Annotated in this window: 13 protein-coding genes and 1 riboswitch; of the genes, 5 read left to right on the top strand and 8 right to left on the bottom strand. The window is 31.0% G+C overall.

Annotation, left to right across the window (positions count from 1 at the left end; genetic code table 11):
- Positions 1 to 31: 31 nt before the first annotated feature.
- Positions 32 to 763 carry a hypothetical protein gene (locus KQI86_RS07160; RefSeq protein WP_216438597.1) on the bottom strand — a complete coding sequence of 244 codons (732 nt, stop codon included), beginning with the start codon at positions 761 to 763 and terminating at the stop codon, positions 32 to 34.
- Positions 756 to 1292: a sigma-70 family RNA polymerase sigma factor gene (locus KQI86_RS07155; protein WP_216438596.1), complete on the bottom strand. Its 537-nt coding sequence runs from the start codon at positions 1290 to 1292 to the stop codon at positions 756 to 758. Before KQI86_RS07155 ends, KQI86_RS07160 begins: the two co-directional genes overlap by 8 nt.
- Before the next feature lie 636 nt (positions 1293 to 1928).
- Between KQI86_RS07155 and erm the strand changes: the two genes are divergently transcribed.
- The gene (gene erm, locus KQI86_RS07145; RefSeq protein WP_216438595.1) at positions 1929 to 2801 is read left to right on the top strand and encodes a 23S ribosomal RNA methyltransferase Erm; all 873 of its coding nucleotides are present in this window, start codon (positions 1929 to 1931) and stop codon (positions 2799 to 2801) included.
- Between the two features lie 97 nt (positions 2802 to 2898).
- Here the strand turns inward: erm and KQI86_RS20350 are convergent, their stop codons facing one another.
- The 3 genes from KQI86_RS20350 to KQI86_RS07135 form a co-directional block, all read right to left on the bottom strand.
- Positions 2899 to 3024 carry a hypothetical protein gene (locus tag KQI86_RS20350; RefSeq protein WP_281417220.1) on the bottom strand — a complete coding sequence of 42 codons (126 nt, stop codon included), beginning with the start codon at positions 3022 to 3024 and terminating at the stop codon, positions 2899 to 2901.
- A gap of 125 nt (positions 3025 to 3149) precedes the next feature.
- Positions 3150 to 4523: a sensor histidine kinase gene (locus tag KQI86_RS07140; protein ID WP_216438594.1), complete on the bottom strand. Its 1374-nt coding sequence runs from the start codon at positions 4521 to 4523 to the stop codon at positions 3150 to 3152.
- 1 nt (position 4524) lies between these two features.
- A complete protein-coding gene (locus KQI86_RS07135; RefSeq protein ID WP_216438593.1) occupies positions 4525 to 5238 on the bottom strand; it encodes a response regulator transcription factor in 714 nt (237 codons plus the stop codon).
- A 309-nt stretch (positions 5239 to 5547) separates the two neighbouring features.
- Here KQI86_RS07135 and KQI86_RS07130 point away from each other — a divergent pair, with 309 nt between their 5' ends.
- Positions 5548 to 6597: an alpha/beta fold hydrolase gene (locus tag KQI86_RS07130; protein WP_216438592.1), complete on the top strand. Its 1050-nt coding sequence runs from the start codon at positions 5548 to 5550 to the stop codon at positions 6595 to 6597.
- A 96-nt stretch (positions 6598 to 6693) separates the two neighbouring features.
- Here the strand turns inward: KQI86_RS07130 and KQI86_RS07125 are convergent, their stop codons facing one another.
- From KQI86_RS07125 to KQI86_RS07115, 3 genes are all read right to left on the bottom strand, one after another.
- Entirely contained in the window at positions 6694 to 7980 is a 1287-nt protein-coding gene (locus tag KQI86_RS07125) for an O-acetylhomoserine aminocarboxypropyltransferase/cysteine synthase family protein (protein ID WP_216438591.1), read from the bottom strand.
- A 308-nt stretch (positions 7981 to 8288) separates the two neighbouring features.
- Positions 8289 to 8401, bottom strand: a riboswitch (SAM riboswitch).
- A gap of 74 nt (positions 8402 to 8475) precedes the next feature.
- Positions 8476 to 10428, bottom strand: a complete 1953-nt coding sequence (locus KQI86_RS07120) for an HIRAN domain-containing protein (protein WP_216438590.1) — start codon at positions 10426 to 10428, stop codon at positions 8476 to 8478.
- 127 nt (positions 10429 to 10555) lie between these two features.
- On the bottom strand, positions 10556 to 11335 hold the full coding sequence (locus tag KQI86_RS07115) for a nitroreductase family protein (RefSeq protein ID WP_216438589.1): 780 nt from the start codon (positions 11333 to 11335) through the stop codon (positions 10556 to 10558).
- Positions 11336 to 11589: 254 nt separating this feature from the next.
- On the opposite strand from KQI86_RS07115, the gene KQI86_RS07110 reads away from it, so the two are divergent.
- From KQI86_RS07110 to KQI86_RS07100, 3 genes are all read left to right on the top strand, one after another.
- The gene (locus tag KQI86_RS07110; RefSeq protein WP_216438588.1) at positions 11590 to 12651 is read left to right on the top strand and encodes a 4Fe-4S dicluster domain-containing protein; all 1062 of its coding nucleotides are present in this window, start codon (positions 11590 to 11592) and stop codon (positions 12649 to 12651) included.
- Between the two features lie 181 nt (positions 12652 to 12832).
- Positions 12833 to 13060, top strand: coding sequence for a small acid-soluble spore protein Tlp (gene tlp, locus KQI86_RS07105; RefSeq protein WP_216438587.1), 228 nt, complete (start codon positions 12833 to 12835; stop codon positions 13058 to 13060).
- A gap of 569 nt (positions 13061 to 13629) precedes the next feature.
- The gene (locus KQI86_RS07100) at positions 13630 to 14289 is read left to right on the top strand and encodes a hypothetical protein (RefSeq protein ID WP_216438586.1); all 660 of its coding nucleotides are present in this window, start codon (positions 13630 to 13632) and stop codon (positions 14287 to 14289) included.
- Position 14290 lies beyond the last annotated feature (1 nt).

Genomic DNA, 14290 nt, shown 5'->3' with positions numbered 1-14290 from the left:
GAATAGGTTTATTGTTTAAATTTCTTTTCAATTATTTAATTGGCACTTCTATTTCCCATTGACCTTTTATTTCTAAAGGAGCTTCTGCCTTTGCGTGGCTATATAAAGAGTCTATAATTATAGTAATACTTTCTTCTGAATTAATTAAATTTTCATCTATTATTAATCCCCCTTTAAAGGTTTTGCTTTCCTTATCTTCTCCCTTTGAAGGTGATAATAATTTATGCTTATCCTCTATTTCAAAAGTAAACTCTTCTTCTTTCTCTGGCTTTACTACAATTTCATTTTCATTTATTACTCTGCCAGAGCTGGTTACTATTTTATATTCTCCTAAGGTCATTGCCTGAGTTAGTTTATAAGGAAATATATCACTTTTTAATAATTTCACCTCTAAATTTACCATGTTTTTAGTTGAATCAACCTTTGTCCATTCTCCTTTAATCTCCACCTCATCTGTTGCATCATTATATTCTATCCCCGTTACTGCACCTTTCCAATTTGTTATGTCTTTAAAATATCCCCCAATTTTCTTACCTAAAGCTGTACGGCTTCCACCTACTCCTATAATTAGCATAACTGCTATTGTAGCTGCAACAATAGAACCCTTATTTTTTATTCTTCTATTATTTTTTATATTCCCATTATTTTTTTCTTTCTTATTTTCAATTTCACTTTTAGCTATTTTTATCCCTTCTAAACTTTTACTCCTTAAAGTACTAGGTATATTTATTTTTTCTATTTCATTTTTTATATTATTATCCATAAATCATATCCCCCTCTCTTTCCATGCGTATCTTTTTTAACGCTCTGTACAAGATAGTTTTCACCGTTCCTAAAGGCATGCTCAATGCTTCTGAAATCATTTTAAATGTATAATCATGATAATATTTTAAAATTACTATGGTTTTTTCCTCTTCTTCAAGGGATTGAATCATGTCTATCAAGGATTCATTATGAATATTATAATTATCTTCATCTTTTATTTCTTCTGTTTCCATATCTTCTAAGTAAACTACTTTTTTATTTTTCCTTAAAATATCTATGGAACAGGATATTGCAATTTTTATAAGCCATGTTTTAAAATACTCACTTTTCTTTAAAGTATTTATAGATTTAAATGACCGATATGCTGTCTCTTGAACCACATCTAAGGCATCCTCCTCATTTTTCACATAAATATATGCCATACGATAAATAGCTTCTTCATGCTCAGTAAATAGCTCTATGTAGGCTTCATCATCTCCATTTTGAGCTCTCTTAACAAGTTTGTCTAAATTAAAATCTTTATTCACCTTTATCCCCCTTTCTACTCATTAGACGTGGAATAATAGATTTTGGCTTTAGTAAAATAAAAAATAAAATTTTATGCCTATAAAGTCCGATTCCTGTGGTGACTCGAATGGAATATTCTCATTTATTAAACACCAAATCAACATGTTTATTCCTATAAACACTATATTTAAATATGATAAATCTATTCGCTATCTATGAAATAAATAGGTTTATTTCTTTCCATGTGTTATTTTACCTTGACTTATTTTAAAATGAAATATACAATATATAAGATATTTTAAAATTTTAGGAGGATTATTAAAAAATGACACATTCCATGAGACTTCGTATCCCAACTTTGAACTAGTAATTGAATATGTTCAAAGGCTCTGTTTTGTGTAAACAGAGTAAACGGGATTAGTCTGTCCTTTTTTAATAATCTTCATTGCATATAAAAAATATGTAATATATAGAAAGGTGGATTGTTCTGCCTTTCTTTATTTATGTCTTTATTCCTTCTTTTATTAAACAAAAGGTAGGTTTATTTGCTGATGGCTTCTAATAGTCTATAATCTAGCAAGGATGGTCTTCTTCCCTTTACTCTGAATCACAGGCAGATGCTTGTGATTTTTTTATTTTTGAAAGGAAGATGTAACATGACACAAAAAAACTATAGGAGTACAAAAAAAACAAGCCATGGAGAACCTCCCAATTTTTCTGGACAACATTTAATTCATAATAGAAAGTTAATTAATGAGATTGTAAATCAAGCAAAGGTAGGCACACATGATACAGTTTTAGATTTAGGTGCCGGAAAAGGAGCTTTGACTTCAGTTCTGAGTGAAGGATCTAGAAAAGTATTAGCTGTAGAATATGATAGTAAGTTTGTTGAAATTTTGAAACGAAAATTAATTCAATATCCAAATACTAAAGTCATTCATCAAGATATTTTGAAAATGCATTTGCCAAAGGAACAATTTATTGTTGTTTCCAATATTCCATATTCTATTACAACACCAATTATGAAGATGCTTCTTAATAATCCTTCGAATGCTTTTCAAAGAGGAGTACTTGTGATGGAAAAAGGTGCAGCTAAAAGATTTACATCAAAATTAGTAAAAGATCCATATGTTATCGCTTGGAGAATGTGGTTTGATATACGGTATGTTAAATGGGTTCCAAGAGAAAATTTCTCTCCACCGCCAAAAGTGGATTCCGCTATGATTACGATAAATAGAAAAGCAACACCGATTGTACCGATTGTGGATTATTTAATCTTTTGGGGGATGGCTTATTATATACTTAAAAACCCACGATTATCTATTGATATAGCTCTTAGAGATATATTTACGCCATCTCAAATTAAGCATTTGAAAAGAAATCTTGGAATAAAAAATGATTTTTCAATTGAGTCTTTATCAGAACAACAATGGGGAATCATCTTTGAAACAATGGTAACGCATGTTTCAAAATTCAGATGGCCAAAGATAAAAAAAGAGAAATTAAACCATTTCCCTATTTTTTTATAAACCGCCTATAAATGCTTTTGTAAAAAAATATATGGTGCAAACTTTTACGCACTGATTAAGACTATGGAAGAGGGTACTTTTCAACCCTCTTTCTATACTATTTTTCGATTACCACCATACGATAAATAGCTTCTTCATGCTCAGTGAATAGCTCTATGTAGGCTTCATCATCTCCATTTTGAGCTCTCTTAACAAGTTTGTCTAAATTAAAATCTTTAATCACTTTTATCCCCCTTTCTACTCATTAGACGTAGAACAATAGATTTTGGCTTTAGTAAAATAAAAAAATAATAACCGCACTAAATTTCTCTAATACGGTATAAAGTATAGCTTTATTTTTCTAAGCTTTTATAGTTTACTTTTTGGAATTTTTAAAGTTGCAACTACTCCTTTATTTTCCCCATTTTCAATGATAAAGCTTCCATGATGAGCCTCTACAATGCTTCTAACAATAACTAGTCCTAGTCCCTGCTTTTGATTTATTGGAGTTTGAAAATAGTCATCTTCATTAATCTTATTTATTTTATCCTGTGAAATACCAGAGCCACCATCTGAAACTATTATGGCAGCATAAGGACTATCAGAAGTGGTCTTAGGAACAGAAACTGTTATATGACACCCCTCTTTATTATGCTTAGCACTGTTCATTATGAGATTTATTACAGCTCTTAATAGTAGCTTTGCATCTACCATAACAGCTGTTTTTTCGTCTTCAATAATTATATGGTTACTACAATTTTGAATAGCACCACTATTAATACAGCTTGCCATTGCTTCTCTTGCTATATTGCTTAACCTTGTATACGTCAATGTTAATGGTTGCATGTTATATTGTAGAGAGGTTGCAAGATTTAAATTTGTAATAAGCTCTCTTAATCTTAGAGAGTTCTCCGTAATTATCTTTGCTTGTGCATGAATTTCTTTAGGTAAAGTATCATCCTCTTCAATCATTGCAGAATACCCCAAAATCATAGATAAAGGTGTTCTAACATCATGAGAAATTGCTGCAATCCAACTTTCAATAGCGTTATCACGGAGTTTAATTTTATTGTTTTTTTCTATGATAATTTGTGATGTTTCATTTATACTTTTAGCTAAATCTTTGTGTATACCTTTTTCTTTCAAGCATACCTTCTTTTCTTCCTTTAGTAATAAAACTCCATTTATTAATCTATTTAATGGTTTGTTTAATATTCTACCTAGGCATATTGATAATATAATAGTAATTACTACATTAAAGAAAGCTATATATAGAAAAGTCATTGGCGTAGAGTTTTCTATATTTGTTGGCAAAAACCAATTATATTTTGATATAGAGTTTTTAGGGTAACCCACAATGACTAAGTTTTCTTTGCTTTCCCATAGGAAAACTGGATAATCATTGAGATAGCTCTTAGACAGTATAGCAATATCTTTAAGTAAGTAGTAATCACCTATATCATCTGGTTTATTATTGTTGTAAATAACCTCACCCTTTGAATTTACAAGCTGTACCCATATATTATTATTTTTTATCATCTCTGATGTTTTTGAGGACAATTCATTGTTATTTTCACTTAATTCTTCTGCAATAGCCTCTACAGTTTTAATAGGCTCTTTTATATATGGACTATGGCGCATAAAATAAAGAAAAACTGTGTAATTCAAGAAAATCACTATTAATACAGTTAAAACAATTGTAATGCTGTAGTTTAAAATTATTTTAAATGATTTATTTTTCATATTATTCACCACTCTTTGTGAGTAATGTATATCCAAGTCCTTTAACTGTTATAAGAGATTTGGGGTGTGATGGCTTGTCCTCAATTTTCTCACGGATATGTCTTATATGTACCATCAAAGTATTTTCATAACCGTACGAATCATCACTCCAAGCACGGTGACAAAGGGTGTCAGTAGTAACAATTTTATTAGCATTTTCATACAAAACAAGCAAAATAGCATGTTCCTTTGCCGTTAAAGAAAAGCTTTCACCATTTTTTAAAACCTCAGCTCTACCCAAATCTATAACGGAAGAATGAAGATTAAAAATTGGCAACTCCCCTTTATAAGGCTTTGAATATGTTCTTCTCAAAATAGCATTTAATCTTAGAGTAAGTTCTTTTGGTAAAAATGGTTTTACTATGTAATCATCAGCTCCAAGCCCAAGTCCTAAAATCTTATCTTCTGCTTCTCCCCTCGCTGTTAGAAATAATACTGGAATTTCACAATGCTTTCTAAATTCATTAAGCAATAAAAATCCATCGCCATCAGGAAGCATAACATCAAGCACCGCAATATCAGGCTTGTTATTAATTAATTTATCCATAGCTTCTTTACAAGATGAAGCAGTATATATATTAGTAAAACCGTCTTTTCTAAAGATGGTCTCTATCATTTTCAATAATTCAGGTTCATCATCTACAAGCAATATCTTTTTATCTTTCATTAAATACATAATATACTCCTTCTTTATTTACTTATTTTTTATTATAGCATATTAAAAATGAGTAATTTCTCTTACATAAATTTTAAGGTTACCTTAAGGCAATATACAAGACAACTTAATGTATGGATGATAATATAAAAACCACTGGGCAATTTCATATTGTATATATTTTATCAAGTGATTCTTAGCTTTAGATGGAGTTTGCTTAAAAGCAATACTTACTCCAACTGAAGCTTAGAAGAACTTATCCAGGGACGTAGCATCCGTTATGCACAGTATAAGAACTCTGAATCACAGAGTGCGATGAGAGTATTACGGATGGTAGTCATCGGATCAAGTCAAATAGGGATGGTGGATTTAGTGAAAAAAGTAATTAAAAAGGTCTTTAAAACCATTAAATTTATTGTAGTAAGCATAGTTGTTCTTCTTTCTATTTTTCTTTTTGTATGTTTTATCAATAACCAAATACAACTAAAAAAAGAGGCTAATATTTTAGTTCCAACTGGAAAAACTGTAGAGGTAAATAATAAGAATTTACATGTTTATTCGGAAGGCAAAGGAGACTTAACCTGCGTATTTATGTCTGGGCTTGGCATTCCCGCACCTGAGTTAGAGTTTAAAGCTTTATACAAAAATATGTCCGATGAATACAGAATTACAGTGGTGGATAGGGCAGGCTATGGCTTTAGTGACAGTTCAAATGATTCTAGAGATATAGATACTATACTTGATGAAACGAGAAAAGCTTTATCTTTAGCAGGCGAAAAGTCTCCATATGTGCTATTTCCTCATTCTATTTCCGGATTAGAAGCAATATATTGGGCACAAAAATACCCTGAGGAAATTAAAGCGATAATTGGGCTTGACATAGGTTTCCCAGAGGGATATGTAGAACAAGGCGTAAAAAAATCTGATTTATTAATAATAAAACTCCAAGCTTTACTTACTAAATCTGGAGTTCATAGATTACTTCCATCACTTGTTTTTGATAAAACTATTTTAGAATCTAATTTCCTATCTGAAGATGAAAAGGAGTTATATAAAGCATTAACATATAAAAACTTACTTTCTAAAGATGCAATTAGGGAATTTAGCGCATTGGAGGCGAACTCAAATAAATCCCTTGCACTAGAATTGCCGACGAAAACACCTCTTTGTATTTTTCTTGCTGTTCCTTTAACAGAAGAGGAAAGAATACAGCGTTCAACTTTCTTTGAACAACGAAATAAATATTATAATGACTATGTATCACAATTTGAAAATGGGAAAATAATTTCCGCTCCAGGGAAACATTCTATATACTTATATTCTCCTGAAAATATTGCAAAGGAAAGTAAAAACTTTTTAAAAAGTATTAGTAATGAATAAAACCTGAACTTTCATAACCCTGATCCTCTAAAATCATTTATTATAACAAAAGGTCTTCTTATCTGGGTGTAAGAAGACCTTTTATTTAAATTAATTTTAATCTAATTTTTTTAGTGCTTCATCAAAGTCCTTTATAATGTCTTCAATATCTTCAATTCCTACAGAAATTCTTATTAAATCTGATGTAACTCCTGAAGATAACTGTTCTTCTTCATTAAGTTGCCTATGAGTTGTACTAGCTGGGTGAATTACTGTGGTTCTAGCATCTCCTAAATGCACAACTAGGGTAGCTAATTTTAAGTTTCTAATAAACTGTTTTCCAGCCTCAATTCCTCCTTTTACTCCAAAAGTTAAAATACCACTAGCCCCTTTTGGTAAATATTTTTTAGCTAAAAGGTAGCTATCATGACTTTCAAGAAGAGGATAGTTTACCCAATTAACCTTCTCATGCTTTTCTAAGAATTCCCCTAATTTTAAAGCATTGTAGCTATGTCTCTCCATTCTTAAATGAAGGGTTTCAGCTCCTAGGTTAAGTAAGAATGCATTAAAAGGACTGGTGCATGGTCCTAAATCTCTTAATAATTGAACACGAGCTTTTACTATATAGGCAGCATTTTGAAAAGTTTCCGCATATTTAATTCCATGATAGCTTAAATCTGGCTCTGTGAAGTCAGGATATTTTCCATTCTTCCAGTCGAAGTTTCCTCCATCTACTATAATTCCTCCTAAGCTAGTTGCATGACCATCAATATATTTTGTTGTGGAATGAATAACTATATTTGCTCCATGCTTAAGTGGATTACATAAATACGGTGTTGCTAGGGTGTTATCCACAATAAATGGTACCCCTGTTTTCTTTGCAACTTTAGAGAACTTTTCAAAGTCCAATATATTTAATCCTGGATTTCCTATAGTTTCTCCAAAAATTGCTCTAGTGTTGTCATTACAGCAGTTGAATATCTCCTTTTCACTAGAGTCAGGATTCACAAAGGTTACACTAATTCCAAACCTCTTTAATGTTGTTGAGAACAGTGAAAATGTTCCACCATAAAGGGTTGAGGCAGCTACGATATGATCCCCATTTTTACAAACATTTAGTATAGATAGTGCCACTGCACTCTGTCCTGATGCTAATGAAAGAGCCCCAACTCCACCTTCCAATCCATTAATCTTTTCTTCAAAGGCAGCCACAGTTGGATTGCTTATTCTTGAATACATATGCCCTTCTGCCTTTAAATCAAACAATGCAGCTACTTCATCTGGATCATCATACTTATAAGTCGTGCTTTGGTATATTGGTAAAATCCTTGCTTCTCCTGATTTTGGATTGTATCCTCCTTGAACGCATATTGTCCCCTTGTTAAAATTCAAATTATTTGCCATTTATTTTTCCCCCTTAAATTTATTTATCCGATGACTACCATCCGTAACACTCCCATCTTCTACAAGTGAGAGATAACGGATGCTACGTCCCTGGATAAGTTCTTCTAAGCTTCAATTGGAGTAAGTATTCCTTTTAAGCAAACTCCATCTGAACCTAAGAATCACTTGATAATGAATTTAATACATTATCAGTTTAATAGTGCAATCTACTCAGCATTTTTAAAAATAAAAAAAACTGCTCAAATCTTTCGATAAGAAGCAGTCATATGTCTACTAAACAGACTATTAATTTAAATAGTCCACTTCACTTCTTATCTTTCAGGATATTTCCTGCAGGAATTAGCACATTTCTAGCTTAACGCTTTAAACTAGCTGTTGCCGGGTTTCATTGGGCCAGTCCCTCAACCACTCTTGATAAGATTAATTTTTTATTTAATTTTAAAACTAATTTTACACATATCTCTAGGGCTTGTCAAGAGAATATTTTATTTTATTCTATTGTATTGAATTGATATTACTTTTCCCATACATATTTATAACCTCATTAATACTTTCAACTACATCTTCATAGCTTAAATGCACATCTATTAACAGATGATTACTTTCCATTGAAAATTCCTTTATTATACCATAGAGATATTTTCCCCCATCTATCAAATTCTTAGGCTGGTGATTAATTTTTTTAGGTATGTACCCTATTACATATCCATAATCGGTGGTAACCATAATAGCATTTTCGTCATATGAGTTGTCTATTTCTCTCTTTAAAAAAAGTATATCTCCAACCTGAATTTCATCTTCTACAACACCCATGTCCCTATAAAGTACTCCTGCTACATTGGTTGAAAAAAGATATATATCTTTAAAATGAGGATTAACTATTTCTTTGCTTATATCTACGTACTTTCTAGCCTTATTTACCTGTTTTTCATCTTCACCTATCAATCTTTTCATTCTTCTTTTAATTCCTTCATTAGGCTCTAAATCTATTGCTTTTTTAATTTCTTCAACTGTTTTACTGCTCCAATGTTCTTTATTCTGTTTTAAATGCTTTATTGCCTCTATTCTACATTGAGAAAATCTAGCAAATAATGCTTTTAAGGCTAAATCTATTTCTATAAAATCATAGCGTTTTAAACTACATAAAAGATACAAAAGACACATATCTGGCTCATGATCTTTACCGATATCATCTTCATTTATATTTTCAGGTAGTGATGCTATTTCTTCAAAAGGAAAGGTATTTTTTGTATACTCAATAAGATTTTTCACATCACTTGAGTCACCAAGTTCTGTAATATAATAATAAACTTCTATATTGCAAGGATACCTCTTTAACATCTTTTCAAAACTATCAAACTCTAAACTTGCCCCTATGAAATTGGCCAAAAATAAATACTGTTCTGCTTCTTTCTCTCCCTTATCTATAGCCTTATTTAAAACCTCAATCCATTTCTTGTTTTTTAAAATATTTTTGCACTTTATTCCAATTTCATTTTTCTCATCACTTTTCCAACCATTTTCCTTTACCAAACCCATTTCACCGTCATAGAAATAAGGCATCGTCCAATCTTCCACATATGCTATAGCGCATAAATCTTCAAAGGAATTAGCATATTCACGGGCAAATTCCATATATATATTTAAGGTTTCTAAGCTATCTTCCAATTCATATATATTATTTTCTTTTGCTGAAAATATGTAACATAAAAGCTTTGAAATAGCGGCAAATTCCTTTTCTTTTACCTGTCGACTTTTTAAATACCAGCTCATGTCCACTTTGTCTACAGAAATCATAGCGGAGGCTTCTCTTAAAACAGAATTTTCACTTCCCTCTTCTATAATCCACTCTTTAATTTCAGTGTTAATTGGCTCTAGGTTTTTTAAACAATGAATTTTTCCATATCCATAAGTTTTCTTAGCCATTTTAAAAACAAAAGAGTTGTAATTATAATGTGTTTTTAAAGATTCTATAACATATAAAGTGTACTCGCTATGCAATCCAAGGATCTCTAAAATTTCCATAGCTCTATCATCATAAGAGAAACCCAGCATGGTTATTCCTAGTTTAATTTCTTCAGGATTATTGCTGCAGGTTGCAAATTCCATTCCCACATGAAAAAGCTTGTCTTTATTTATTAAACCCTCCCTAACATATAAATCTAAAATTCTATAAAAGGAAGAATAATAAGTTATAAGTCTATTTTCCTTAATAAACTCTATTAATTCTTTATATCTATTCCCCTCTTCTAAATGCTTACACATAATATCCAATAAAGATTGTGCCTTCTTATTTCTAACTTTTCTAGGTAATTTATCTTTCCCTGATGCCAAAAGTGAATCCTCTTTCCCTGATGTTTCAAAATCTTGATTAGTATATATAGAGTTAGGATTAGCTTTAGAATAATCCAGCATTTCTTTATATAAACTTTTTTCTAATTTAAACATAAACGTCCCCCTTGCTATGCCTTATATTATGAATTCATTTATATAATCTATACATGAACCTTCATTGATTATATTATAATAAAAGGTCTTCTTACCCGTAGATAAAAAGGCCTAATTATTGAGCTTTTTATAGTTTCCTTCCGTCCCATTTCTTAAGAGCTACTCTCATGGACCTAGCCATTTCCCTGCTAAATTCAGCTCCTGTTTTTTGAGCATATAACATTTGAGCAAAATTCTCTGCATTGTATTTATTATTTTCAACATAACGCTTTTCCTTTTCCTCAAACATTTCCTCTAATTCATCTGTAGTAAGTTTTTTGTATTTCTCCTCAAATACTATAAATTTCTTATCAAATCTCTTTCTATAAACCCTTTTGAAATCTTCTTCATAGTATCCAAAGCATAACATGCACACTGGAAATACCCAATCCTCTAAATTAAGAAGCTCTTTATGGAATTCATAGTTTTCAATTATATCCCCTATGTAACAAGAACCGATGCCCAGTGACTCAGCTGCAATAACAGCATTTTGCGCAGCTATAAGTGCATCCTCACAAGCGATTATAAAGTCTGATTCCTGTGGTGCCTCAAATGAAATATTCTCCTTCTTTGCATATTCCTTAACCCCTCTATGTTGAAAATAGTCAAACCACTTTTGCTGATCTGCTGCAAAGATAAGGATTAATGGTGCCTTTGCAATAAACGGTTGGTTGTCACAGGATTTACTTAGAATTTCTTTTGTTTCACTGTCTTTAATCATAATAATAGAATATAGACATTGATTTCCTGCAGTAGGAGCCTTTATTGCAGAATCAATTATTAAATTCAAATGCTCCTTTGATATGTCCCTTTGTGCATATTTTCTAAGAGATACTCTTTTATTTATTACATCAATAACCGAATTCATATTTACCCCCTCAGTTTTTATTTTTAATTATTTTTAACCAATAATTATTTCCCTCTTTAGTCAATAATTATTTTCATTAATGATTGGTTCAATTAATGATCCTTTCACTAAATAGTCCTTTCAGTAGATGATTATAATTTAAAACTTCTACATATTTCCTACAATTCCTTTTAATTATACAAAATATTGTTTTCACTTCACACTCCACACTTTTTACTATATGATAAAATTATTAACTAAAGGAGATGATTTTCATGAAAAAAATTGATGAAAGAGATACCATGTTTGCAAGAATGAATTACATGGAAGGTACCTTTCCTTATGAAGATTATTATAGTAGAAATGCAGATAAACTAGAGATAGATAATGAAATAAGAAAAAAGCCTAATCTTTGTGGCCCTGGAACCATGTCCTATAATGCTATCAATTCTCCTATAGCAACTGCTTGTTTTAAATTCCTAGGAGACATTAAAGACCTCTCTGAAGGAGAAGTAAATAATATTAAAACTCCAATAGATAAGGAATTGGCCACTGAAAAATTAAAAGGCTTAGCAACTTACTATGGCGCAAAATTAGTGGGAACTCTAAAAATGAAAGATTACCATTATTACAGCCACAGAGGAAGGCATGAAGAAGTATATGGAGAAAAAGTAGATAACCTAATGCCTTATGGAATAGTTTTTGCCGTAGAAATGGATAAAGATATGATAAATAGAGCCCCCCAAATATCAGAAATAGTTGAAACTTCTAAGGGTTACGTAAACACTTCAATTATAGGTATGGTTTTATCCTATTACATAAGAGAATTAGGCTATAATGCTAGAAATCACATGGATGCAAATTATCTTATTGTAGCACCTTTAGTAGGTAGAGATGCTGGATTAGGTCAAATAGGTAGAAATGGCATATTAACCACAAAAGAGTATGGCTCTCGCATAAGACTTGGAGTAGTTACCACAGATTTAGAGCTAATGGAAGATTCACCTATAGATTTTGGTCTAGAAGAATTTTGCAGGCTATGTAATAACTGCGCTATAACTTGCCCTGGCAAATCAATACCAAAAGGTGAAAAAGAAAACATTGACGGAGCTTTAAGATGGCAAATAAATCAGGAAAGTTGCTACGATAGATGGAGAAGTCTTGGAACTGACTGCGGTATATGTATAAACAGCTGTCCCTTTAGCCAAGGAATACATATGAGCGAAATAAAAAGCTTTAACGGAAATAAAAATGCAATTATTGATTGTTTAAAGGACTATAGAAATAAATATAATATCCGTCCATACATAAAGGATTCTCCGGAATGGCTTAAATAAAAGTTTATATACTAATTTTTAAGGGAAGCTATTGATTTCCCTTAATTTATTTGATGGTTATATTGATCTACTCCCCTTTGATCAACGTAAATAACACATAATATCTATTGGATATGGTTTACCTAATACAATGTATATTATATTATCCTCCGTCGCAAAATATCTAGGAGGTGATAAATATATGAAAAGCAAACCAGATGATAGAAGAGATAATGTGGAAAAAATTCAATACAATATCGACAAAACTATTCAAAACTATAATCTTGCAGAAGAAATGATTGAAAAAACAGATGATGAAAAAACAAAAAATTCTTTAGAGGAAAAAAACGAAAGAAGATTAGATGCACTTAGCGGTATGAGAGCAGAAATTAAAGATGAATCTCTTGATAAGCAGAGAGGATATAAATAAACATAACTTTTAAGAATATAACATAAAAAGGGAGATTCCTTTTGTCCGATGACTACCATCCGTAATACTCCCCTCGCACTCTGTGAAAGCGATTCACATAAAATCAAAGATTTTAGTTCTCTGCTTTTCTATAAGTGGGCGATAACGGATGCTACGTCCCTGGATAAGTTCTTCTAAGCTTCAGCTGGAGTAAGTATTGCTTTTAAGTAAACTCCATTTAAAGCTAAGAATCACTTGATGAAGGATAACTAAGCATCTAGTCTCATTCGCCCATACATAAAGGATTCTTTGGAATGGTCGAAGTAATTCAGTATTTGAGATACTAATCTGTCATACTATAAATTTAAAAATAGATTTGTTAAACAATAAAAGAGCTAAGCATGTAGAGAAATAGCGACTTTTTCGGAGCGACTTCACTACATACTTAGCTCTCTGTTTGTGGAACTAACTTAATTTCATTTAAATAATTTTCCTTAAACATTTTGACAATATTGGACAATTTATCATCCAACTTTATGATATGCTATATACAAACATAACTAATCAATTTAAAAACAAGGAGAATAAAAATGAAAAGAGTAATTAAATTTACTTCAGTGTTTTTAATTGCTTTGCTATTATTACCAAATTCAACTTTTACTCAGAAGGTAAATACTTCAATAAAACCTATACCAATTAAAGAATTAGATACTTTACCAATTGAAAAAACTTATTCATACGAAGAAATATTAATGCATGCAGAAAATGGTGACTATGAAATAAAAGATATTAAAGAATTCAAAAAAAATCATGAAGAAAACTTAAAATTACAATCATCACAAGAAAATGGAACGACTATAAGGTACTCTATATTTGCAATGGATGGAATTAAATTTAAAGGCAAGTACTATAGAACCTACCATATACAACCAGAAGTTATAGTAGGCCTTTTATATTCAGGTTCTAGTTCTCCTGATAAAGTTGTATCACTAGGAGATTCTCATGTTTATACTGAAAATGGTTCCCCTGTAAATTTTGATGGAACAATGTTCTATCATCTAGTTTCAGGTAGAGAAATTTATACAGCAATACAAGGGAGAGCATATAAACACAGAAAGGTAAACTCACCTAGGAGAGTAGAAATAAGCATAGGTGGAATAGTACAAACTTATGTAATTTTCACAAATAATGGATATCTAAGGGATATAGTATATGACGAGACTTATTATTCAGATGCATTAGATAGATAGT

The organism is Clostridium mobile (genome assembly GCF_018918285.1).
Taxonomy (GTDB): domain Bacteria; phylum Bacillota; class Clostridia; order Clostridiales; family Clostridiaceae; genus Clostridium_AW; species Clostridium_AW mobile.
This window is presented reverse-complemented; position numbering and strand designations above follow the sequence as displayed.

What these genes read in the sequence shown, in the direction of transcription:
- KQI86_RS07160 (WP_216438597.1), bottom strand. Translation starts at nt 763, where the DNA reads ATGGATAATAATATAAAAAATGAAATAGAAAAAATAAATATACCTAGT.
- erm (WP_216438595.1), top strand. Translation starts at nt 1,929, where the DNA reads ATGACACAAAAAAACTATAGGAGTACAAAAAAAACAAGCCATGGAGAA.
- KQI86_RS07140 (WP_216438594.1), bottom strand. Translation starts at nt 4,523, where the DNA reads ATGAAAAATAAATCATTTAAAATAATTTTAAACTACAGCATTACAATT.
- KQI86_RS07135 (WP_216438593.1), bottom strand. Translation starts at nt 5,238, where the DNA reads ATGTATTTAATGAAAGATAAAAAGATATTGCTTGTAGATGATGAACCT.
- KQI86_RS07130 (WP_216438592.1), top strand. Translation starts at nt 5,548, where the DNA reads ATGGTAGTCATCGGATCAAGTCAAATAGGGATGGTGGATTTAGTGAAA.
- KQI86_RS07125 (WP_216438591.1), bottom strand. Translation starts at nt 7,980, where the DNA reads ATGGCAAATAATTTGAATTTTAACAAGGGGACAATATGCGTTCAAGGA.
- KQI86_RS07120 (WP_216438590.1), bottom strand. Translation starts at nt 10,428, where the DNA reads ATGTTTAAATTAGAAAAAAGTTTATATAAAGAAATGCTGGATTATTCT.
- KQI86_RS07115 (WP_216438589.1), bottom strand. Translation starts at nt 11,335, where the DNA reads ATGAATTCGGTTATTGATGTAATAAATAAAAGAGTATCTCTTAGAAAA.
- KQI86_RS07110 (WP_216438588.1), top strand. Translation starts at nt 11,590, where the DNA reads ATGAAAAAAATTGATGAAAGAGATACCATGTTTGCAAGAATGAATTAC.
- tlp (WP_216438587.1), top strand. Translation starts at nt 12,833, where the DNA reads ATGAAAAGCAAACCAGATGATAGAAGAGATAATGTGGAAAAAATTCAA.
- KQI86_RS07100 (WP_216438586.1), top strand. Translation starts at nt 13,630, where the DNA reads ATGAAAAGAGTAATTAAATTTACTTCAGTGTTTTTAATTGCTTTGCTA.